The 23,776-nt window shown below is 35.9% G+C and carries 14 protein-coding genes, 3 pseudogenes and 1 riboswitch; of the genes and pseudogenes, 2 read left to right on the top strand and 15 right to left on the bottom strand.

All coding sequences use genetic code 11. The annotated features are described in order from the left end of the window. Positions 1–2: 2 nt before the first annotated feature. The 9 genes and pseudogenes from N1I80_RS08490 to N1I80_RS08450 all read right to left on the bottom strand — a co-directional run bounded on the left by N1I80_RS08490 (position 3) and on the right by N1I80_RS08450 (position 16,170). Positions 3–4,622, bottom strand: coding sequence for a hypothetical protein (locus tag N1I80_RS08490; RefSeq protein ID WP_340737447.1), 4,620 nt, complete (start codon positions 4,620–4,622; stop codon positions 3–5). 189 nt (positions 4,623–4,811) lie between these two features. Continuing rightward, positions 4,812–4,988 (bottom strand): annotated as a pseudogene (locus N1I80_RS08485) (type I restriction enzyme endonuclease domain-containing protein); the annotation flags it as partial. 167 nt (positions 4,989–5,155) lie between these two features. Next, the gene (locus N1I80_RS08480) at positions 5,156–6,379 is read right to left on the bottom strand and encodes a hypothetical protein (protein ID WP_340737445.1); all 1,224 of its coding nucleotides are present in this window, start codon (positions 6,377–6,379) and stop codon (positions 5,156–5,158) included. A 375-nt stretch (positions 6,380–6,754) separates the two neighbouring features. Continuing rightward, positions 6,755–8,041 carry a protein kinase domain-containing protein gene (locus N1I80_RS08475; RefSeq protein WP_340737444.1) on the bottom strand — a complete coding sequence of 429 codons (1,287 nt, stop codon included), beginning with the start codon at positions 8,039–8,041 and terminating at the stop codon, positions 6,755–6,757. Further along, positions 8,031–11,996: a hypothetical protein gene (locus N1I80_RS08470; protein ID WP_340737443.1), complete on the bottom strand. Its 3,966-nt coding sequence runs from the start codon at positions 11,994–11,996 to the stop codon at positions 8,031–8,033. Before N1I80_RS08470 ends, N1I80_RS08475 begins: the two co-directional genes overlap by 11 nt. Before the next feature lie 89 nt (positions 11,997–12,085). After that, positions 12,086–14,119, bottom strand: a pseudogene (locus N1I80_RS08465) (type I restriction endonuclease subunit R); the annotation flags it as partial. Positions 14,120–14,129: 10 nt separating this feature from the next. Continuing rightward, the gene (locus N1I80_RS08460; protein ID WP_340737442.1) at positions 14,130–15,017 is read right to left on the bottom strand and encodes a hypothetical protein; all 888 of its coding nucleotides are present in this window, start codon (positions 15,015–15,017) and stop codon (positions 14,130–14,132) included. Continuing rightward, positions 14,995–15,153, bottom strand: a pseudogene (locus tag N1I80_RS08455) (IS21 family transposase); the annotation flags it as partial. The pseudogene N1I80_RS08455 and the gene N1I80_RS08460, both read right to left, overlap by 23 nt. A 117-nt stretch (positions 15,154–15,270) precedes the next feature. Next, positions 15,271–16,170 carry an AlbA family DNA-binding domain-containing protein gene (locus N1I80_RS08450; protein WP_340737441.1) on the bottom strand — a complete coding sequence of 300 codons (900 nt, stop codon included), beginning with the start codon at positions 16,168–16,170 and terminating at the stop codon, positions 15,271–15,273. 238 nt (positions 16,171–16,408) lie between these two features. On the opposite strand from N1I80_RS08450, the gene N1I80_RS08445 reads away from it, so the two are divergent. After that, entirely contained in the window at positions 16,409–16,648 is a 240-nt protein-coding gene (locus tag N1I80_RS08445; RefSeq protein WP_340737440.1) for a hypothetical protein, read from the top strand. Between the two features lie 218 nt (positions 16,649–16,866). Here the strand turns inward: N1I80_RS08445 and N1I80_RS08440 are convergent, their stop codons facing one another. From N1I80_RS08440 to N1I80_RS08430, 3 genes are all read right to left on the bottom strand, one after another. Next, on the bottom strand, positions 16,867–17,709 hold the full coding sequence (locus N1I80_RS08440) for a hypothetical protein (RefSeq protein ID WP_340737439.1): 843 nt from the start codon (positions 17,707–17,709) through the stop codon (positions 16,867–16,869). A 252-nt stretch (positions 17,710–17,961) separates the two neighbouring features. Further along, complete coding sequence (locus N1I80_RS08435) at positions 17,962–18,906, bottom strand: hypothetical protein (protein WP_340737438.1); 945 nt, start codon at positions 18,904–18,906, stop codon at positions 17,962–17,964. A 236-nt stretch (positions 18,907–19,142) separates the two neighbouring features. After that, positions 19,143–20,537 (bottom strand): DEAD/DEAH box helicase, encoded by a 1,395-nt coding sequence (locus N1I80_RS08430; RefSeq protein ID WP_340737437.1) that lies wholly within the window; start codon positions 20,535–20,537, stop codon positions 19,143–19,145. Between the two features lie 211 nt (positions 20,538–20,748). Between N1I80_RS08430 and N1I80_RS08425 the strand changes: the two genes are divergently transcribed. Beyond that, positions 20,749–21,039, top strand: a complete 291-nt coding sequence (locus N1I80_RS08425) for a helix-turn-helix domain-containing protein (protein ID WP_340737436.1) — start codon at positions 20,749–20,751, stop codon at positions 21,037–21,039. 106 nt (positions 21,040–21,145) lie between these two features. Here N1I80_RS08425 and N1I80_RS08420 read toward each other — a convergent pair whose 3' ends face one another. The 3 genes from N1I80_RS08420 to N1I80_RS08410 all read right to left on the bottom strand — a co-directional run bounded on the left by N1I80_RS08420 (position 21,146) and on the right by N1I80_RS08410 (position 22,848). Then, positions 21,146–21,649, bottom strand: coding sequence for a QueT transporter family protein (locus N1I80_RS08420; protein WP_340740004.1), 504 nt, complete (start codon positions 21,647–21,649; stop codon positions 21,146–21,148). A gap of 159 nt (positions 21,650–21,808) precedes the next feature. Continuing rightward, positions 21,809–22,564 (bottom strand): 3-oxoacyl-ACP reductase, encoded by a 756-nt coding sequence (locus tag N1I80_RS08415; RefSeq protein ID WP_340737435.1) that lies wholly within the window; start codon positions 22,562–22,564, stop codon positions 21,809–21,811. A gap of 62 nt (positions 22,565–22,626) precedes the next feature. Next, complete coding sequence (locus tag N1I80_RS08410; RefSeq protein ID WP_340737434.1) at positions 22,627–22,848, bottom strand: DUF2829 domain-containing protein; 222 nt, start codon at positions 22,846–22,848, stop codon at positions 22,627–22,629. Positions 22,849–23,398: 550 nt separating this feature from the next. Continuing rightward, positions 23,399–23,510, top strand: a riboswitch (SAM riboswitch). The last annotated feature ends 266 nt before the right edge of the window (positions 23,511–23,776 follow it).

The raw sequence follows: 23,776 nt of genomic DNA, 5'->3' as shown, positions 1-23,776 counted from the left end.
TACTATACATCCATTATTGCTTGAGTTAATTCGCGCACTGTTCCAATCTGATTTTCAAACATTTCATCCCACATATCCAAACATTGTTGATTGACTTCAAAGTTGTCATGTGTCCTGTCATATAGCATTGCAATCAATTTAGATAGTTCTGGAGTTACACCATACAGTTCATTACTAACATCTTTAACTTCGCTCTGTGAGTTCTCTATGATATTTTTACATACTCCAAAGATTAAATCTCTAAACATTTTAATCGGTATATCATTTTCATTAAGATATTCTATGAGGCGTAGTGTAATAAATCTATTTGACCTAGAAGTCGCTATTTTTAATAATAGATCTATATCCTCTTCAATATTTATTGTTTCTCTATAAATTAGTTGGGCGTACAAATCAGTTATCTCATCATTCTTATCTAGAAAATGCATAAGGATTTTTTTACACTTTTCATGATATTCTAGATGCCCCATAAATTTGATAGCCAATTCAATGATTCCTTCTTTTTGATATTTCGAATTCTCTAAATTATTAAAGATAACTTCCTCAAAACATCCATAGATCATGTTCATATTCACTAAATGATTTGCACCTATCTTAGCTACATCTTCAAATTCAGATTCATACATCTTAAGTACAAGACTTTTAATAGAATCCGTGTTTTCTTTGAACAAATAATAAAATATATTATACGCATATGGGCTAGCAACAATCCTTATATCTTTGTTAGCTAATTTTAAAAAACATTCGGCAGCATATCCTTTATCAATATTAATAATAGGGGTAATACAAACTAAGGCTGCGGTATTTACAGCTACATTCTCATCATCTACAACAGACTCTACGGCTTCCTTTAAATAACTAAATCTATTTTCATCCTCCCAAAGCAATGCCCCGATTGTTTCAGCAGCACAACCTCTTACACAATTCATTGAGTTCGAAAATATAGAATTGACTGTTTTACCTTCAGGATCTTCCGAAGACATCACATTTAACTCTCTAGACTCTGGATGAGGATGACTCTTGGCAACACAAGCTATTTTATTAATAATATCAAAATTCCAAGGTTCTTCAGCTCTATTTTTAAGCCCCCTACAAAAAGACATTACAACATTAACATTTTCTCTGGCTCCATACTTTAAATATAAGTTTTGTGCTATATCAACTTTCACAGGTTTCCAATTTGATTCTTCTAGTATATCCCTACCCGTTTCTTTTTCTCCAATTATATTAAATATTGCATTAACATATTCATTATCTACATCCTCCGGGAGTTTTAATGCTATTTTAGCAAACCTCTCCGGTTCCTTTTTACCAACTCTTTCTAGATCTCTAGAAAACTGTTCAGGCGAAGACTCTAAAAAAGCACTTTCATTCACTGGCCATTTTTCCCTTTTATACTCATTTTGCTTTATAATTATTCTTAACCATTGTTTATCATCAATTTTTTCAGCTTTTTCACCAATATTAGAACGAACCCAACCACTAATTGTTCTATTTTTCTTGTGTCGCGTTTCACTACGCTCAAACCTTCTTGATAGAATGCTTTTTAGATTGAGTGTTTCTCTAGATATTCTTTTCGAATCTAAAGCAGGATTCAAGAAATTTTGCACCTCACCCCAATATGGCCAATACACTACTGTCCTTTTTTGATTAATCCTGTTTTCTCGATTGAAAACAAATCTACGCCTTGCAATCTCTAATTCATCTTCTTCATTATAATAATAAATTGTATCTTCAAGTTTTTTAAACATTTCATCTGAGCAAGTTTCTGAATGCTTTTCTATTATATTTTTACTTGACAACAAATACTCATCAGAATCCCCTGTATAATTAAAGAAGCGTGTATGTGGTTTTTCTATTAGCCAATTAATAGCGTAATCAGAATACCCAATCGGAATATTCTGCAAGACATCTAATAAAATTTCATTAACTAAGGGTGAAGTACCATTTGAGTAACTCTCCAATTCCTGGAGGAACTTTTCAGTTTCCACTTCAATAAGCTCTGATGCAGACGCCTTAATCATATCCACATAAGTTCTTCCATACAATTGATCAGGATATTGTTGTTTTTTCCAAAAATCCAGTTTAGGATCATAGTAAGAAGTGATATTTTGGGTTGACTCAGAAACGAATCGCATAAACGTATCCCAAATATAATGGGGTTGATCTTTTGCTAGCTGAATAAAATATTTAATTGTTTTTTCATTCAGATAGTCCCTTTGTCCAAGATTTTTTGAATCAATATTTTTAACAAGTTGATCAAGTAATAATAAGGCTCTAAACGGAGCACCAGACACTATTCTATCCCAGTGAATATGATGGCCTAATAATTGTGGTCTAGCTTTCAATAATTCCAATCTAAATTCAAACATTTCATCGGAATCATCTGTAACATCCCGACACAACACACTGAATAACTTATTATCAATCTCAGACTCTTTAAAAGCTAAAGGATATATCAAGGAAACCACTTCTGTAGGTAACTTAGAATTAACAGATCTAAGTAGCATCATGGCCAACTCCCTGTCCTTTTCTAGATTAAGCCATTTAGAAAGATATCCTTCATCAATTAAAAACTTTATAAAAATAGGATGGCCAATAAACACTGCATCAATTAAATGGGGTTTCCAATAGTCCAACTCTATAAAGGTCTTTAAAAATAATCTAACATTACTGCTAATAGATTCTGCTTGTCCTAATACTTCTAGAAAAGCATATTTCATATAAAATCGTACATTCGCACTTTCCACAAGTTCTCTTCCTATATCAACAAAGAAATTCATATCATAGTCAATTAGATTTTCCAGTATCATTTGAAGTTGATATCTTTTAGATGGTGTTTGCTCACTTATAGGTCCAATAATATCAATAACTGAAGAGTCTTCAAATATTTGTTCGATCATTTTTTCTGCCAAAAAATAGTCATAAAAACTTTGATGAACAAACCCTATGCTTTTATTTTCTGAAAGCAAAAGACCGTTAGATAAGAGGTGTTCAATTGCAACTCTAGAACAATTTCTTACAAATTGCTCTGGAATCATAAGTTTCCCTAAATTATCTATATGTTTAACAATGATTTCTTTCAGTTCATATAAATCTTGGTTAGAAATCCCTATATGCTCACATTTTGTTCTTAACTGGTTCCACCATTCCTTAATTAAATCACTTGACGATCGATAGGTATTATTTTGACTCTTCACTTCTAGATTTGACCATATATAAAGGTTACTAGGCGTTCTAAGCAATATTTTAAGCTTAGTAGATAAAATTGCATAACCATTTCCAACTACCTGTTCAACATCTTTATTGTCCAAATCCCCCATCAGGATTTCTCTCCAATGAGTATCCCCACTGTTCTCTTTAACATTTGAAAACAGCTGCTTTATTCCATTATCATTTTGAAAATCAAATGTGCGACAAACAAAAACAAGTAATATTTTTTTGTCCCTACTTTTATTTATATTATTTACTTCTACAATCATTTCTTTACACACTTCTAAAGCTGTGCTGGAGTGGCTACTCGTCCACCGAATTGCATCAAGCTGATCTAGTATAAGGACAGCCTCCTTGCCAGCAGAAACTGCATCAAGACAAAAAACAGGTGAAGATGGCAATCCTAATTGCTGCCCATAACCATTAGAAGTATATTCTGGCATGCGTCGATCTAGCTTTAGTCCAAGATGGACTATATTTTCTTGCTTAAGCCGATTTAATAACTCAACTACGCATCCACTTTTTCCACTGCCTGCCTTTCCATGAATTATTATAGAATTATTCTTCAATAGTTCCTTATAACATCTCTCACTCTCTGTTCGATGGATGACAGAGTTATCAATCCCGATAAACGAAGACATAAATTCAGCATTCAACTTTTCAATTCTAGGAGTAATTCTTCGATCTTTATTTAAAGTTCTTAATGAGATACCAGGTTGGTTTTCTAAGAAATTAAGTATCATATATGATGTTATTTCTTTTCCCAACAAATCATTTTCAATGGGATAATTCAAAATTAAGTTATAGTTGGTTTCAGGATTCCCATCGAACAAATATTTAATGGTTCCCTTTAAAGTATTCTTTGTTTCCAAGTCATCCGAAAACTGTATAATATACATTCTTTTTAAGTATTCAAATACTCGGATTCTATCAGCTTCACATTTCTCATCTAAATCAAAGTACTTCACTATTTTTTTGTATGCTTTAATTACCTCGGAACCAGCATTCATAATTTGACTTTCATAAAAGTCATTGGGATTGTCGCTTGAATTTCTTGCTCTATTAGTAATACCATTCAACGTTATATTAGTAACTGCTGATACAAATTGATATGTAATATTTTCATTAGTATCTAATTGTCTTTTAGCATCTTTAAACATACCTTTAGCAGCTAAATCTCCCATTCGCCAATATTCTAAACTAGCATTTCTCGCTTTACATTGGTAGCATACTCGAGTTCCATCTTTATTTTTAACCCAAAGATCAATACCCTTTTCAGCCTCACCAACCGCCTCCAATGTAACAGATGAAATCTCTTCCTCAACTAACCTAAGTAATTGCTTTACTACCCATCTATCTTCAAATCTATTTCCAAACTTATCTGCTCTTCCACCCACTTCAAAAGACATTGCATCCCCCTCCATATTTTATTACTTTTCACTGTCTCAACAATTCTTTTAAAATAACGCACACTTCTAATTCAATCCTATCATAATCCATACTTTTTATACCAATAATTCAAAACCATTAATCTATTATTCCCAACACAAAAAAACCTAGCATCCATTTCTGAACACCAGGGCCTTAAATCCATCTTATTATACTATCCTAAACCTCCATCCCGCCAACTTCTGCAAATCGGGTGGATAGCCGTACTTCTTCAGCAACCTTCGAACTGTGATCCTCATCTTGGCTCTCGCAGAATCGCGCAAATTCCAGTCGATACTCATATTCTCTTTGATCGCTTTTATTAGCTCATGCGCGATTGCTTTCATCATTATCCACTACAGTTTTTTCGCTTTACTTCTGCTGCGTAGGACAATTTCATAATAAAACAATTAGCCCTAAAATCCGAATAGGATTGATTTCCGCTCCTGGCGGATGCATTTTATGCTTGAAACCCCTTGAGCCGTAAGGGCATTGGGTTATGAATTTGATTCACCTACCTGTACTTTCCTTTATAACCACAAATAATTGTAATCGCTCGCTCCAAAAAGTATAGACCTTGTTTGTAAGCGTAAAAAATATTATTGACATTTGTATTATTAAAATCACTTTTTTTCTCTGGATGGACAAGATTATTTCTAAAATCAACAAACATATGAACACTATCATTATTATATTTATTTATCAATGCAGGTCTAGGGTTTTCAACAAACACATTAGGGATATTTAATTGATAACAGAAAAGCCTGAGTATATCAGATGCTCGTAATCTTTTATACGCTTCTTTATCTAAAATTTGTTCTTGATTAACAAGGTAATTCCAAGCTAGTTGTTCTAATGCTATTTGTGTAGAAATTATCTTATTTTCATACATACCAGTACTTTTTATTTCAAGGTACCAATTCAGCACAACTTTTAAAACATCACTCCAAATTTCCTCTTCTAATTTCGTAGCAACTTTTGAGAATAAAAGGTTAAAGTCCTCTGTTGCATGATAAGGAAAACAGCTATGGGAATCCTGGAAATGTTTAACATCTCTATTTTTAGTACGGTAATTCTCCCACACTTTATTATCATCTTTAAGTCCAATAAGTATAGGGATAAATACATTTTGGGCACTAAAAAAAGATAAATACCATTCTAGTTGTACGACAACATCTGTGATTTCATTAGAACAAAAAACTTTTTTTTCTTTACTTGAAATAGTACCTACATGAGTAATTTCATACCCCCTATTTTTTCTCAAATCATCATAAAATGATTCAGTTTTTTTATCAGGTCTGAATTTCAAATGTATTATCCAATCTTTATGCGAAAAATTATAATCGCATTGCTCTAAAAATGTTAATCCGATATGGCTACAATTCATAATGAATATAATAACTTTATCCACCTCTGTACCAGGCGTTTCAATATTATCAAGATAGATTGTAGGGTGAACAATACTCTTCTCTTCTTCATAATAGCCCCATTCGGAAGCAACCTCATTTAGGATATGATCTTCGGAAGTTTGAATATAATAATCAAAGAAATTTTCGTCATCTGCCTTTATGATTAAAGGACTAGATAAAGTTAGTATTATCTGTGGATATAGTGAATTGCACATTGATATGTTTCCAATAGAAGAACTACTTTCTATTTCATTAGAAAATGTAATTTCCCCTTCAAAAATATTGAATAAATCCGGATTTAGCAAATCAAGATATACACTATTTCCCACAGTTATCCCTCCAAATCCATTTTAAATTTATATGGATAAATTTCATAATGATCTATCGAAAAAGCGAACAATTATATGATTGCTCGCGATTATGAGGTTCTTTTTTCGTTGATTGGAGCGAAAGGCGGAAACCCCAGCGAGAATAGCTTGAGCTGAAGAGCCAAAGGCAGGAACTACTTTTATAACCAAAAAGGATTAACGTTTGTAAACAGTCGTAAGCCAAGCAGTTGTAATCATAGTAGCAATGGTTTAATGTATAACACTTTTATACCGTATGTCAAAATAAAAAGGACCTTTTTCGGGTCCTTTCGTATATCAGCTAATAGAACTAACACCCCATTAGTAGAAGAACAATTGCTTTCTAACTGCCATTACTTAGTAACTCTCAAAAATCACATCTTTTTCACCATGTAGGACAATTTTGGAAACCGGAAATTCCATTGTAGGTACTAACATATCAAGCAGTGTAACTTCTTCTGACCTTAATACTTCATCTTCAATCATCGCGACTTCTTGGTCCGTAATATCTTGAAGCTCTAAAACATAATATATATCCATATCGCTTCCAGTTTCCATTGTTATTTCCTTTGGTTTTAAAATATAGGAGTTCCTATCGTCACTTAACTCTATACAACCGGATACTCTTGATAGTTGACACGTCTTAGGTAATAGTTTTTCAAACTGCTGACTCTTTATTGTATGGCATTCAATAATTTTCCCCAAAATATCGAAGATTGCATTAAACTCTGTGAACGTTGATTTTTTTGGTGTTAACGTCCTCCTAATGGTTTCAGCAGCAACGATTTGTTTCTCTTTCTTCAACAAGTTTTCATCTATTATCACTTTCTCCCACTGATAGATGAAATCCAAAGCTCTGTCAATCGGTGGTCTCATTCCTGGATCATCATTCGTTGATTGCATTAATAACCTCTCAATACACTCAATGGATGCGACATTAAACATATCGCATTTTAAACCAAAGACTTTTTCTTTAGAGTATTGTCCTTCAAAGCAATCTTCATCTTCAGTTAAGATAATCCATATAAGTTTCGCAAACGAATAGACATCGGCTGGACGAGCGTCTTTTATCTTATGTGGCTCTCTTTTCATCTCTGGAGCAATTGTATTCCAAGGCCCTACTCTCTCTTTCGACCCTGTTAGTCGGTCATAATCCTGATGACTTACTAGTCCAAAGTCACTTAAGACAATATTCTCTCTATACACTAGTAAGTTATCTAATTTTATATCTCGGTGGGAATAACCCTTTCTGTGAATATGGCTGAGAATTCGTCCTATATCCTTGGCCATATTCATTTTTTCCTTTATATTTAAATGATGACCAAAAATATGATTTTTTAATTGTGTTGCAAGTGGCATAACAAACCAAGCAGTTTCTTCTCTATTTGGAGTCTGCTCAGGTAAATAGCAGTCGATAATTGGCAATAATCCATCATAGCTCTTACTAAGTCGTTGGACAGTCTGAACTTCTTGTTTAAACCGTGCATATTTTTTCTTATAATTATTATTAGAATATATGAGGAATTTTGCTACTAATCGGTTGGCAGATGGTGGCAGACAAATAATTTCATGCACAATACCGTTCCCACCTTTACCTAACCTGTCACCTCTTTTAAATTTTAACTTTTCTCCTCTAAAGATCATGAGAAGCCCTCTCTCTATCGGCCCTAGACTGCCTCATATAATCATCTGCTATTTCCTTTAGTGCTCCTGCCATGAGAGGATATTCAAGTCTAACTGCCTTAGCGTACATTTCATATTGCGCGGAAAGTTTTTTTTCTACTTCTCCATTCGTAATTGTGTAGACTCCACGATTGTTATTTATCCCGATTACGAAACCACGTTTGATTTCATCAGAATAGTGGTTCTCAAATACTTCTCGTACCGCTTCATGAGGAAAAAATCCGTCTTTTCCATTCGGTGATTGAGAAAAGCACTCTCCTAATTTTTGCTGACCAATAATGGATTGCTTATTATTATCGACGAGTTCTAAATATTGCTTCGTCCATGCCGTTAATTGTTCTACAGAAATACTACCTTCTTCATCTACACAAGGACAAAACTTTAACTCAAATAATATACTGAATGCTTGTTTTGCTATGTTAGTTTCGTTTTCTGTCAATTCCCTAGGTTCAACTGATTCATCTGATGATTTAAAGACATAACGAATTAATTCTGACATTAAGTTAGGGTCCGTCTTTAAATCATGTGTTAGATATCTTGGAGTTATTTCATCCATTAATAGTTGGAAATATGCCCACTCTAATTGGCGTACAAGTACACGTTCTTCTGCAATTAAATTGTCCACCTCATAAATATGTTGAAACGCTCTACGTATGTGATATTGTTCACGATGAATATCATTGTCTCCTGGATCATTTAGCATTTTTGTTAATAATTCGATATGCTTTGGAATATCCCGAAAATAGTTATGGTCAAGCATGATAACCGCTGCAGGATAGTTTTTGGTCTCCAATAAGTTATTCCAAACATCTTGTCGAACAGTTTCCTCCTTTACCTCTATATAAGGAGGAAGGGTCTCCCAATATCTCTTAACAACCAATGGTCCAAAACTATCTACTAGCGATACTAACACTTCATCTATTTCTACTATTTTCAACAATGCAACTTGTAGTTCTAAATTATCCTCTACTTTTTCTAGCACATTAAGAATAACTTGAATGCCTTTTTCTTCATAAATCTTTCCAACATAAGCAAGAAGAACCACTGTTTGTTCCTCCGCTAACAATTCAGCTATAAATGATGAATTGGTCGTATATCCATGAAAATCACTTGCTACAATCTCGCCAATCGCTCTTCTCCCAAATTGATGATTCTCGTTTAGCATCAATAACAGATCCATAATCTTTAAGTCAGGATCTTTTTGTATCTCTCCGAGAGAATCGCGTCGTATTTCCCTTAGATTTTCTCTCTCTTTGTTATAATCATATTTCTTCTCCTGATAAGGTTCAGGGTGTATGGGAATTGGTTTATCTATTGTGAATAAATGTAGGTAATTATAGAGTTTATTTTCGATCTTAATGGTGTCATACACTTCTTGTTCTATTCGTAATAGATGTTCCTCTCTGACTGCCCAATGGGATTTACAATGGAAACGGTGACGATACAATATTTCACGAACTTTTTCTTTAAACTCATATTTTGCTTCATCTGAACTGCACTGCTCGATTGCTGTAGTTACTCCAACTATCACATCATCAGCTAACCCTAATTCAAAGAAAAAGAACTTATCAAAAAGAATGCCCCATCTGTATAGGTCAACCTTTGCTTCTCGTATAGCAATCTTGCTATAAGCTTTGTAGGTGTCGATAATTTCTTTTCTTTGTGTTAATTTGTAATTCATTTTATATTGCCGATAGTGAGGTTTCATCATACTCATCATTGTCCGTCCAGGCGTTCTGTCTGGCAATAGCAACACCAGTAGCTCCCAACCAATTTTGTTACGCTTAACCAAAAAGTCTGTTAGCTGTATCTTTTCATCTATAGAAATATTGATATCATGTAACCAGGCACACAAAGCATGATGTAACGTCGACATCGGACTGTTACTAATGGGATAATCAACTTCTCTTTCTGCAAGTTTAGCTAACACTTTTACTACACGTAGAGCAGTTTCTTCTAGGCATAGTAATTTTTCCAACGCCCATAAGATGTGTGTGTAATAGTTTCGTCCCCAGAAGCCGTCACCATTTTGCTCAAAGAGTTGCCAAAAAGGAGAATCAGAGAGGATTACTTCTCTCTCCAGTACAGTAAGTGTTACATCGGGTGAGGCCTCTGCAATCATTGGCATGTATTCAGAAATAGCAAACCATTTTTCTCGCGAATCAATTTTACCGAGTACTTCTAAAACTACCCCATCTACCCATTGTTGTGTTGATCTAATGTTTATATTGTTATCTTTACCATCCATATTAGCTAACATGATTAGTGAGCTTATCAAGCCTTTTTTCATGTTCTCAGAGTATTTCGGCCCCTTGTCCAGAATCGTTCCTCTGTAGTGTTCTTCTACCGGTAATTGATACATTGGAGCCACGTCCGTCAACACCTCGACTATTACATCTTTAATGGTGGTAATTACTTCTGGCGTTAGAAGAGGGTAAATTATTTCCCACGCTTCTTCTACATTTGCAAGCTTATAAGATTTATCCCGATTATTTTTGTACGTTATAAGAAAAGGATCTTCTCCTCCAACCATTTTGCTGATTGACTGTAAATATTCCTCATATGAAGAATGAGCTAATTTACTTAGTATTTCCCTATCCGCTAATGTCTCTGATTCTGTCCAACTCCCAATTAACAATGCAGGGATGAATGAACGATCAGTATGTTCCTCCCATTTTGGATAGCCTGACTTACCTTTAAACACCATTCTCTTAAATGTCGTATAGAGACCATTAGATTTATCGACAATTCTATTAACTAGTGCCAGATCCTTTATCTCATTTTGTAGCATTTCACTCATATTACTTAGAATTCTCTTGTTTAATTCAATTGGCTGCTTATTACCAAGATAATCTTCATCACTATAAATAATAATATTAGTATTATTCGGTATTATATCTACGACCGAAGTATTAAAATTGGGAATCAGAATTTTATCCTTACATTTTCCTTTAAGCGCATCCCAATTTTCCTTTGTATCAATTATATATGTGTCTTGTTCTCTATTTTCTTCTTGTTTTTTAAGAATAAAAAGAGTGTAATAGACTACTTCTTCTCGAGTCTTCCCCTTCAGATATATAACCTCATTCGCTAACTGCTGGATAAACTGTTTTTCAAAGTCTTTTTCTTCATAGTTAAAAAAATTCAAGCCGATCGATGGATCAGTACTTACTTTCAACCACTGTTCAACTTCATCAATGGTCTTATACAAGTGTCCATAAGAACCCATGAACTCAATCAACTCGTTAAGCCTTTCAATTACATCTCCGCCATCATAATTCGCAATACTGCGAACATAGTTATTGAATAGTTGAGATTCATAGGCTACTTGATTATTAAATGCCCTATAATTATGAGATATATCTTCTATCATCTGTTTTTTGAAATTAATTATTTCATCCGTAGATATATCTATTACTTTGAGTATAGCTTCAAGTAATTCATCCCAATAGTTGTCTTTGCTAAATGAACCTTTGTCCAAATAAGTTTGGACAAATTTATTTTCTCTTTCTTCATCTAATCGGCTGATTTCTTTCTTTTCTTCTTCTTCGAATGTTCTAGAAAGTTTCCATTGTGCAAACAGCATGTCTTTACCGTTTAAATTCTTTTCTATAGTTTGTTTAACAGCTAGCCTAGACAACAAGATTTCAGTAAACGTGCACCTTTCAAATACTTCTATGGCCAGATCCTCTTTATTCTTACTATCTAGCATATCTAATATTTTCTTTATTTGAGATGAAACACTTGAGCCTAATAAAGTGTATGCAGCGGACGCAGTTGCTCCCACACTTGGATTCGCTATCATTAAGGCGGTGACAGTTACACTTGCCAACAACCCCAATTTATTCGTTTGATTCTTACCGTCCACATAAGCAATAATATCTTTTAGGTATAATGGAATTTTCACTTCTGCCATCTAATCATCCTCATCTTTAAAGTTATAATTCACCATTTACTTTCCATCTTCCTTCTTCAATAAGCGAACAAATAAATTCCTATTCGATATCATAAATTACCAGCCATCAACTCAGCCTGTTTCACCACAGTCTCCACCGTCAACTTCTGCAACTCGGGGGGATAGCCATACTTCTTCAACAGCCTCCGAACTGTAATCCTCATCTTGGCTCTCGCTGAATCGCGCAAATTCCAGTCGATGCTCATATTCTCTTTGATCGCCTTCGTCAACTCGTGCGCAATCACTTTCAAAATGTCGTCACCCAATACTTGTTCAGCCGTATCATGTGAGGCCAAGGCATCATAGAAGGCAACTTCTTCTTTGATTAACCCTGATGCTTCGCCTGCTTTATAGGAATCATTCATTTCCTTGGCAAGTGCGATTAGTTCTTCGATGACTTTGGAGGTTTCAATAGCACGTTTATTTTATTTATTGATAGCATTGTTCAACATAGCCGTGAATTTTTACGCTTTCACTAAGTTTGTTCGTTGCACGTTTTTCACTTTGCCTTGTAGTAAGCGATTTAATAGCTCAACTGCAAAATTCTTCTATGGTAATGCTCGTACTTCTTCTAAAAACTCATCGGACAGAATCGAAATGTCGGGATTTTCGATGCCTAGTGAGGTGTAAATATCAATGACTTCATCGGAAATAACGGATTTTGAAATGAGTTGGTTTAGCTGTGCGTCGATTTGCGAAGAGGTCTTTTTCGCTCCTTCCACAGGAATCAGTTTTACGATACCAGCTTTCACTGCTTTGAAAAATCCGATTTCGGCATTCAACTCTTGTGCTTCTGACTCGGTTGCACACAGTGCAAATGCCTTTGCTAATTCCATAACCACTTGCATAAATCGTTTCTTTTCTTCTTCACCAAGTCCGATGACAAAATCCATTGTTTGCGTAATGGCTTTCATGCGCGCAGATGGTTTATCGGAATGAAAATCATCGTAACTATGCTTGTACAGCATGTCCTGAACAATCTCGAATTTCTCCAGCATAATATCTACCGCAAGCGACGTATCAATGCCCATATTGCCGCGATCACTAGCGGTATACTGCTTCAACGCCTCTTTCAAGCTATCGGCAATGCCAATATAGTCGACAATCAACCCACCTGGCTTGTCCTTAAATACCCGGTTGACCCGGGCAATTACCAGCATCAAGTTATGCCCGCGCATGGGCTTGTCAATATACATCGTACTCATTGAAGGAACATCAAATCCTGTCAGCCACATATCACGGACAAGGACGAGTTTCAGTTCATCGTTAACCTCCTTCATGCGTCGCGCCAATTGATCACGTCGTTTTTTATTGCCGATGAATGGCTGCCAATGCTCTGGATCACTGGATCTGCCTGTCATAACAATTTTAATGATACCTCTATCGTCATCATCCGAATGCCAATCAGGGCGTATGTTGACGATTTCCGAATAAAGTTCAATGGCAATGCGGCGACTCATGACAACAATCATTGCTTTGCCAAACATAGCTTCCTGCCGTGTTTCATAATGATTGACGATATCTTTTGCCATTTGCTTCACACGTTGCTCAGACCCGGCAAGCGCTTCGAGACGTGACCACTTCGACTTCAAACGTTCACGGTCAGTTTGTTCTTGGAATTCAGTTATTTCATCGTATTCGGCATCGATATCCAATCCCGCTGGTAAATCGAGCTTAATAATTCGGCTTTCATAATAAATCTTCACCGTTGTACCATCTTCTACTGCCTGTGTCATGTCGTAAATGTCGATATAATTCCCGAAGACGGCAGGCGTATTTTTGTCAGATGATTCAACTGGCGTACCTGTAAAACCGACAAAAGAGGCGTTTGGTAATGCGTCACGCATGTATTTGGCATAGCCATATTTAGTGAGAACATCTTCCTTTGTTTTTAACACTTGTGCTTGGAATCCATATTGCGTTCGGTGTGCTTCATCCGCCATAACAATGACGTTGCGACGTGTCGTGAGTGCGTACGTATGCTTGAATCCTTCTTCAGGCGCAAACTTCTGCATCGTCGTAAAAATAATACCGCCCGATTCAACGGATAATAGCTTTTTTAAATCACCACGACTATCTGCTTGGAGCAATAAATCATTCGTAATCGGTAATCTCTAAGATATCACTATACGGTATAATCGTCTCGGTCCTCATATAGGTGTATATTTCGGGTAATTGCTTATAATGATGTACATTCCATACAACATACAGGGCTTTCTTTATTAAATCTAATTTAAGATACTCTTTTGAAACCCAATCAGCCTGGTATTGAGTCTCATTTTCATAGAAGCTGTACCAGGCAATTTGGCTGAGTAATGCTTTATACTTTACCACAAAATGCTTCTTTTCCTTATTATTCTTCCAAGTATTCTCAAGTGTTTCAGCTTTGAAAAACTCTTTTAGATTAAAAAGTAATTCCGGCCGTTCATGAACTGCTCCTCCGTATTCAGAATAATCATTAACACTAAAAAAACCATCTATTTGTGGATCAAAATATATCTTTCTTGCAATATCTTTTAGCAACTCTTGGTCTTTCTCATTTGAAATTGAATTTACTTCATAAGTGATATCAAATCTGTGACCTTGACACCACATGACTTTGGTAGATATATCAAATTCAATCCCGAATTCTATTAAATACCTTCTTAAAGGTGTTTCAACTGTCAATGCTTGTTGTAAATTAAGTAGTCCATATTTCTTTATAGCAGCACAATTATCATCATTAGAAGTCACATGCAATATTATGGCTTCAATATTACTAACATCTAACTTATCAATTTCCACATTAAATGTATCCATAAAATGATGAACGTCACAATCTGTAGGATTAGCATCTATAAAACCCATTATTGATTTCTTATCTACATCAGAAAAGTCTGTGATAAATTGGATTGCTCCTCCATAACTTGTAATGTCAAATATAATAGTTATATTTATTCCCCCCAAATAGTTGTCGATACGATAGTATGCGACTATCCGCACAATTCCACTTTATGTATCTCACTACATTTTCTGTCATTCCTTTTGACTCAGGATCGGCTTTTCGACATAAATGAACACGGAACTTTTAATCTTTCACATACGCTTGGAATTCCGCTGTTAACACTAAATCCCCGGCGTAGGTAAAATCAGGAATTAGACGAATCGAAATTTAATATTCTAGGGAGTCACTCGTTTCTATTTGCCCGACCGTACGCAAATAATAAGGATTTCTTCTGTAATAAAGTGTGTATTATTATTGCTTTGCATGCTTCCGAACTTTCCATAAAAATTCGCCTTTTGCAAATACGTCGCAATCATCGAGAGTAATGGAATATTCGATTTTAGTTGTATCAACAAGAGTTAAAGTAAATTGCAAGGACTCTCCTGTATATCCATCTGTGTTCAATCCAATTCGTAAACAGTCACTAGATGTAAAATCAAATTGAAAATCCCCTGAAATTTCAGTTTTAGGTGCGAGGTATAATCGGTAATCGGCACCGGGAATATCTCTTCCATACCCAGAAAGAAGATGTCGTGAGCGGATACCTTCATGCCCATTTACCTCAAGAAATCCACGATGAATTGTAACCGGAAATTCGGTTAAGTTTCGAAATGAACATTCCAATGACGCACAACCACTATCCGAATCAACGGCACGCAACATAGGATGCAAAATTCGTATTTCAAAAGGCCGTTTCATATAAAATCGATCAAAGTCAGTACGAAGTGCATAACCATTTGTTGCTCCTTTACGGACATAACAAGTCCCGATATGTAATTTTCCATACTGCTTTTTTAACATGTAAGGTTGCTCTTCAGGTGTAACAACTTCAAGTACGGCCAACTGCTTTTCTTGAAACGTAAAATAATGTAGTTCACTTTGTAAAGCAGGTTCAATATTTTCAAGTACTAGTTGTTGAAACGTAGAAGAGTCTATAGCTTCTCCCGAAACCCCAATTATGTTACTTTCACCTGTGGTATATTGTTTCACACCCATCACTATATAGCGTGATCCAAGTACGTTGGCATTTGCCATGCCTAATATATCTTTGAGTAATGCTTCGTATTGTTCTTTGCGATAAAGTGTTGCTTTGAAATCAAGCATTTCAGATTCGTTTTTAGTTAAAAGTTCTTCTAACAACTGCTGATCCATAACATACCTCCCTTTGTGGTGCTTCCTTCACATTACCATTTAATCAAACTAGATAAAGAATAACAAAATAAAGTTTTCAACCCAATGTTGTTTTTCTATCTTTGTTCGATTACGCTTTTTATGTTTCCCCCTTCTCAAAACCTAGTTTCCTAACAACCCCCATTATACCAAATTAACCATTTAGAAAAGTTGAATAATGATACAATCGAATTATCATGTTTACAAATGGGTGAGAATTATGGCAATTGTAATCAATATAGGGAAAAGAAATTCATTACATCAAGGGAACGACAACTCTATGATTGAATTTTTTTCCTCTCACTTAAAAGCCGAATTTCCGTTGCGGTTTCTTTTTCCTTTGCTTTACGTGGAGCAGCTGATGACAGATTTACCAAAATACGCAACAATTCACGCGGAAAAACGTAGCCAGAAAAGACTTGGTTATTTATCACCAGTATCTTTTAGCTACGTATTTTAAGAGTGCTTAGTGGCACAATTTAAGCAATTGTTTCGTGTCCATTTTTTAGGACTTGACCACTGACACTCAAATTTATAAGAAAAGCTAAAGGTAACTGCCGTTACTATTTGGGTTTGTGATAACAATTGCTAATATAATAAAAAAGGTACCTGTGAGTGAAACAATCATGAACGATTAAACATTCTTAGTTATTTTTTAAAATGGCACCTAGAAATTAATTATAAATAGTTTATTTTAATATTGACTTTTGGATTGTTCTCAATTTCCTTTAAAAAGTCAAATACAGGATTAAGTACAATCGGCTCCATTTTTATATCCCCACGCTTAAAAGCCTCCAGATCGATAAATTTAATTATTGCAGGTGAAACAACTTTATTTTTCTGTTGGAACTCTGTAAACTTATTAAGACTTTTAACAACTTCTGGCGCTAATAGATGTTGTATGTACAATAACAATGCAGTCAAGTTAACATTCATAGGAGTAATATATGCTCTAAAATCTATAGTTTCACTTAATTCTTCAATATCTCTTTTTACAGTATTCCACTTTTTAAACCCAAGTAATTGCTTTCTACTCATCTCTAACTTTTTCCCGTAATAATTATTCGTATATACAGATAACGGAAACGAGTAATGCGCTATAAAGTTTCTCAAACGAGCTATAAATCTATATTCAAATTCTGAATCATATAAATAACTGCAGTATTCTTGAAAATGATTTACCTTTTCCTTACCATATTTAGATAATGCTTTCTCAACATAGTCTATGAACATCCCAATGAACAAGCAATAATTAGCAAGCAACCTATTTCCTTTTAAGTAAATTTCGGATCCAGTTAAATCAAGTATAAACTTATCATTTATATAAACTGAATTTAAAAAATCCAATAGCTCCTTTCCATTAGATACTCCCATTGAATATATCTCTTTAATATATTTATATTGAGTAGCTGGCAAAAAATAAGACTTTAACTCTGAAACCTCTTCTTCTGTTATATCTCTTATTATCTCAATATGACGGTCCTTATCTTTACTATCTACATTTGCTAATTGAATATACACTATGTACATCCCCTTCAAATAATCATAATAAATCCAATATACCAATTCATTAGTTCTGATAAAGATGATTTGTGTAGATATGTCCACTTGCTCTCACGTTATTACGAATTAGAAATGTGATCCACCTTATGACTTTTTAATAATTATAGAAAGACAAATGAAAAAACTATAGAGATTTCACTCTCCACAGTAATTTCTTCAATCTATTTGTCTATTTTTTAATAAAACCTGTGTGATTACAGATATTTCCCACTAATCTTTTTGAGGAACGGACGGCTTAGTTAAAACATCTATCTGCAAGTTTTTCTGATTTATAAAGTACAGTTTTTTATCATCTGTCAATGATACTTCCTTATCTTTCTCTAAAAATGCAAATCTAATTATATTCATATCTGTAAAACGTATGGCTTCTACTGCGCTTTTATGATAAATCTTCCATCTTAAGTTAAAATCAATATTATCTTCATGATTACAATTAAAAGTATTTTTAAGGTAAAGGTCATCATCTAACGACAAATATAACTCGGCTATAACATCTAATAATAAAAGAATTCTTGTATTATTATCTCTTATAACATCTGGTTCATTGATATTATCCAAAAGATGTAATGTCCTATTCCTATTAAAATCCTTCTCTACACCCTTTTCTGAGTTTTCAAATCTAAGGTAAAACACTTTTTTTATTATATAATCAAAATATCGAATTTGATTGCTAATCCATTTCTGAAATTTCGGATTAGATACCCTTACCTTGTTTTTATCTTTTAGATATTGAACTAAATGTTTTTCAAAGACAAATATACTAAAGTTACCATCTTTATTAATTGATTTTATTTCACTAGACTTTTCCTCTGCCCATTTTCTTAAAATCGCTTCCACAGTAGGAACTAAACTTAGATATGAAGATATGGAGTTGCCAATCATTAAATCATACGTAGCACTTTCAATCACATTCATAGAATCATTAAATATTTTTGATGGTTTAAATCTATATTCATTCTGATATGCTCTTTGCCATGGGTTTATTACCATCCTTAATGTTTCTCCTTCTAAACCTCCCCAAGCTGGATCTGGGTTTCGCAAGCAATTCAATAATTCTTGCACCTTATTTCCAGAAACAGAAGGGTAAGGAGGAATGGTTAACAATGTTTCTTTTAAATACTCGTTAATTTCATCGTAAGCTTCCCATAAATTCATATAATCACCCTAAAGTAATTATATCATAGCGAAATCGCATTAGAACCTGGCATCCTAAATTAAAGGAAATTCTGCACCCGCATTTCTAAAACAGATATTATCATTCCTCCATGCAGAAGAGATTGTTTCACTATAATTGGTAGACTCTCCTCTAAAAATACAATCTTTAAATTGACCATCCGAATCGGACAGCCTGCTTGGCAATCTTTTATTTACTTCGATATCGCTTGATTACTTTAGCCTTTAACCGCCTTGCTAACTATAAGCTTCTTCCCCTTAATAGTAGTCTCCTTCATCGCCTGCAAAACCAATAAACCTTTACCATTCAGCATTTCAATATAAGTCAAACTATCCTCTATGGTAATCACACCAATATCATCTGCTGTTACTCCAGGGATATTCGCGATCGTTCCAACAAAATCTACAGCCCGAAGCTTCTTCTTTTTTCCACCGTTGAAATGGAGCTTCATCATATTATTATTTTTGACTCCCTCACGACCAGCTACTTTCTGCTGCGCTAGTGCTTCCCTTACAGGTATCTCAAAGCCAATGTATGTTTCAATTGTTGAAAGGGCCTCGCTGTCAGCTGGTGTTGCAAACGTAATCGCCTTTCCTTTTTTACCCGCACGACCGGTTCTGCCAGTTCGGTGGACATAGCTCTCCTTTTCCGTTGGAACATCATAGTTGATGACTAGTGAAATATGCTCTACATCGATTCCCCTCGCTGCCACATCGGTCGCCACGAGATAGCGGAAATTACCCCTTTTGAAGCCATCCATAACCGCAAATCGAACTTCTTGGGCAATTCCACCGTGGATTTTTTCACAGGAATAGCTGGATTTCTCCAACTCTGCAAACACAGTGTCAACTTGTCTTTTCGTTTTGCAGAAGATGATACAGCTAGCAGGCTTTTCAATACCAATAACATTTTTCAGCAATGCCATTTTTCCTGTTTCTTTCACTTTAATCACGCTATGGTCAATCGCACTCGTCGTGATTCCAGTAGATGCAATGTGGATAGTTATGGGATCGTCCATATATTTATTGCAAAGATTTTCAACAGTTGTAGGCCATGTAGCGGAAAAGATCATCGTTACTCTAGTGGTAGGAAGTTTTTCAATAATCGCTTCTACTTGAGCAGCAAAACCCATACTAAGCATTTCATCTGCTTCATCTATGATCAAATACTTTATGTCATCTACAATGACTGTTTCTTTGTCAATATGGTCCCTTACACGCCCGGGTGTACCGACAACAATATGCGTTTTCCGTTCCAATTCTTCCTGTTGTTGTGCAAAAGATTCTTTGCCGTAAACCGCCATCGTTCTAATTCCTTTCACTCGCCCGATAGCTGCTACATCGTCTCGCACTTGAACAGCAAGCTCCCGAGTAGGTGTCAGAATCACTGCTTGTGGATTTTGCCCCTCCCAATCAATCATTTCACAAAGTGGGATACCAAATGCCGCCGTCTTGCCACTGCCCGTTTGAGATTGCACGATAAGATCCTGTTTGTCTAAGGCTCTTGGTATGACTTCACGTTGAACCTCTGTTGGCGTTTCATATTTTAATAAAGCAAGGGCTCGTGTTATTTCATTGCTTAACTGATAGTCTTCAAAACTTCTTTCGCTCATGTGGTTAGCCTCATTTGTCATTAGTTGATGTTGATTTTTCTATACCAAATAAGTATAGCCTATCCAGTGACGATTTCTATGATACGTTGTTTCCTAATAACATATTCGTTATAATTGTAACGAAAGTGTTATCAAATTTATTATGTATTACGACATTCATTAAGAAAAACTACAGTGGAAGAATAGATATAAACGCAGGAGGAGGATTTACATGAAGTGGGCTGACTATAAAAAACAAATAACCGCTTTAGACCCTATTGAAGTTCATGAAATTGAAATCATTGCTCAACTCATACAACGGCGATTAGAGCTTGGTTTAACTCAACTTGAAGTAGCCAATCGCTCTGGATTAAAGCAAGCTGCCATTGCACGATTAGAAAAAGAGCATACCATTCCACGCCTCGACACGTTGGAAAGGGTTTCGCACGCACTTGGTCTTCGCGTTACGTTAGTCGATGATAAGCAATCGTCTAGTGAATCCAGCAGCATGGAGCATGTATAAACATTTTCCCAGCTAGCATGCGCTGCTCACACTCGCATTATAGCCATCCAAAAAAACCTCCCCTAACTAACTGCCAGGAGAGGTTTCATCTATCTATTCACTATATTTATGAAATAAAGTCTATTTTCTTGCGCAATGAACGGAATATCATTCCACCAACTGTCATCGACAACAATTCCCCAAGACCGACTGTGAAATAAGTAGGCCAGAAAGGAAGTCCAAATAGAAACGTTAATTGTCCAGCAACCGTAAACATGGATAAAGCAAAAATGATAGCCGTAATCCCTATTTTCAGCACATCATTCTTGATGTTTCTCGTCATATATCGGCAAAGCAATAAAACGAGTAGGGTCGAAATTCCACCAATTGGCACGTCGAGAAACCAAGTAGGCGACATAAAATTGGCGATGACGACGCCTGCTGTAACCGCAACGACATAGCGTTTGTGGTACAAGGCGAGGTAGTTAAACATTTCCGACAAGCGGAGTTGGATGGCACCAAAACTAATGACTGCTAGTACCGTCGTCACAACGACATACAATGCAGCAACCAGTGCGATTTTGGCGAGTTCACTCACGGCAATGCGTGGTGAACTTTTGAGCGTTGACATATTCAATTGACATTTCTCCTTTGTAAAATAGCTAAGGCTATTTTAGTCATAACTACGGCCAAAGGAAGGATGAGTCGTTACTCAGTCCGAAGTGCCGTAGTGCAAGCAAAATTTGCATGCTTGCCTAGTATAACAGAAAGCTCTACTTTTGAATATGGCTTACTTCGCAATCCAACCGCCATCCATTGGGATCACTGTACCGTGAATATAATCAGCTGCTTGACTTGCCAAGTACAAGGTTAAGCCCGCTACTTCACTTGGTTGCGCCCATCGTCCTGCCGGGGTTTCTGCAGCAACCCACTTCGCCATTTCGCCATCACCTTCAAAATCGGCTTTGTTCATCGGTGTTTGGATGGCGCCTGGTGCAATCGCATTGACACGAATCCCCGCGCGACAATAATCAGCATCGGTCTGTTTCGTATAGCCAATAACGGCATGCTTAGAGGCTGTATAAGCCGCGCCTCCCCCACCTGCAACCAGTCCGGCAATCGATGCCATATTCACAATGACCCCAGATTTTCGTTGTAGCATAGAGGGTAAAATCGCATTCGTGACAACATACATGCCTTTTACATTCGTATCCATAATACGGTCCCACAACGCTTCATCCGTTTCTAATGTCTTAGCAAAGCCATCTAAAATACCAGCCGTATTCAATAGAATATCGATATGTTGAAACATCGAAAGTGCCTGATCTACCGCTTGTTTGACATCATCGCGATTGCTGACATTCCCAACAGCATAAGCAAAACGTGTACCGTACTGCTCTTTTAACAACTGGAGTCCTTCCTCTTGCCGATCAAACGCAAAAACATTTGCCCCATTGTCTAGAAATGCAATCGCTTGTGCTTGACCAATCCCAGAAGCAGCCCCCGTTATAAAGACCGTTTGTCCATTAAATTCTTCAAACTTCATCTGTTTTCCTCCATAATAGAAAAAGCCCATGAATGACTCATGAGCCTATGTTCTAAATCGTATTAATCAACAATGATCCAATCCTCCGCCAACAAATCACAAACCGTTGGAGTGAACATTGTATAGCCCTCTCCTTCGACATCAATTAAAAAATATGGGTTCAAGGATTTTCCATCATGCTCTCCGGCACCTACTAATACGACATACAATTCTGCGCCGCCCCAGCCACTGCGAATGACTTTCTCACCAGCTTTTAAACGTGGTAAAATTTCTTCAAACGTCATTTGTCTTCCACCTTTCACACCACCACTCCTCAAAAGTGGTTATTGCCTACTTGCATTATACACCAATCGAAAAAAGTAAGCACCAAAACCAAAAAGGAAAGTGATCTAAAGTGCAGTTGCTGAAGCATCATCGCCTCGTTCAATCCAACCTGCACTGCGAGCGATGGAAGCACCCGAAGTAGCGACACATTTATTTATAAATTCATAAAAAATCCTCCTCTATTGTGAATACGTCTTATCATAAAAAGGACGATACCTTTTGCCTAGACGAGCGATGCTTTCACCTTCATATAAAGTTTGTATTCAGAAAAGTGGACAAAGCAGTGACAATTATTTTCGCACCGGTGCCACTCACTGGTTCTGATACATTACCCAATTATGTCTGTACCTAGTATTTTTTGATAGATAAATCACTATCCATTTGTAAGCGTTCTCTATCTCGAGTTGAATAATCAGAATATATTTACTTCGGTTATTTGATTGACTTCCCCTTCTATTCTCTCTAAAGTAAGGATTAATTCTTGCGACAATTGAATAGCAAAACATCACTTTCTTATCAAGAGAGATTGAGGGACAGGCCCTATGACATCTCGGCAACAGATTCATTGCGAATGAATACTGTGCTAATTCCTGCAAGTGCTTGGGCATTTGGAAGATGAGAGCGAGATGGTTTCTTACATAAGTAGAGGCCCTCTTTTTTCTTATCGAATGTTTGATAAGAAAAAAGAGGCTTTTTTCTTTTTTTACTTACTAAAAAAAGGATGGCTGAGATGTTGTAAACGCGGAAGGAATGTTTGATTTTCATTCAGCGGAAGACTCCTGCTGAACGAAGATAAAGCCTCCGGCGGATGTCACAGATTTTGAAAGGTGTCAATTTCCCAAAAGCGTAGGGCGCCTGCCTAGGAGCGACAGGCATAAGGCGAAGATG

Source organism: Sporosarcina sp. FSL K6-3457 (assembly GCF_038007285.1).
Classification (GTDB): Bacteria; Bacillota; Bacilli; order Bacillales_A; family Planococcaceae; genus Sporosarcina.
Note: the sequence above shows the minus strand (reverse complement) of the source record. Positions and strands in the feature narration are given on the sequence as shown.

Excerpts from the sequence above, each read along its gene's own strand:
- N1I80_RS08490 (WP_340737447.1), bottom strand. The coding sequence starts at position 4,622 with ATGTCTTTTGAAGTGGGTGGAAGAGCAGATAAGTTTGGAAATAGATTT.
- N1I80_RS08475 (WP_340737444.1), bottom strand. The coding sequence starts at position 8,041 with ATGATCTTTAGAGGAGAAAAGTTAAAATTTAAAAGAGGTGACAGGTTA.
- N1I80_RS08470 (WP_340737443.1), bottom strand. The coding sequence starts at position 11,996 with ATGGCAGAAGTGAAAATTCCATTATACCTAAAAGATATTATTGCTTAT.
- N1I80_RS08450 (WP_340737441.1), bottom strand. The coding sequence starts at position 16,170 with ATGGATCAGCAGTTGTTAGAAGAACTTTTAACTAAAAACGAATCTGAA.
- N1I80_RS08445 (WP_340737440.1), top strand. The coding sequence starts at position 16,409 with ATGGCAATTGTAATCAATATAGGGAAAAGAAATTCATTACATCAAGGG.
- N1I80_RS08435 (WP_340737438.1), bottom strand. The coding sequence starts at position 18,906 with ATGAATTTATGGGAAGCTTACGATGAAATTAACGAGTATTTAAAAGAA.
- N1I80_RS08430 (WP_340737437.1), bottom strand. The coding sequence starts at position 20,537 with ATGAGCGAAAGAAGTTTTGAAGACTATCAGTTAAGCAATGAAATAACA.
- N1I80_RS08425 (WP_340737436.1), top strand. The coding sequence starts at position 20,749 with ATGAAGTGGGCTGACTATAAAAAACAAATAACCGCTTTAGACCCTATT.
- N1I80_RS08420 (WP_340740004.1), bottom strand. The coding sequence starts at position 21,649 with ATGTCAACGCTCAAAAGTTCACCACGCATTGCCGTGAGTGAACTCGCC.
- N1I80_RS08415 (WP_340737435.1), bottom strand. The coding sequence starts at position 22,564 with ATGAAGTTTGAAGAATTTAATGGACAAACGGTCTTTATAACGGGGGCT.
- N1I80_RS08410 (WP_340737434.1), bottom strand. The coding sequence starts at position 22,848 with ATGACGTTTGAAGAAATTTTACCACGTTTAAAAGCTGGTGAGAAAGTC.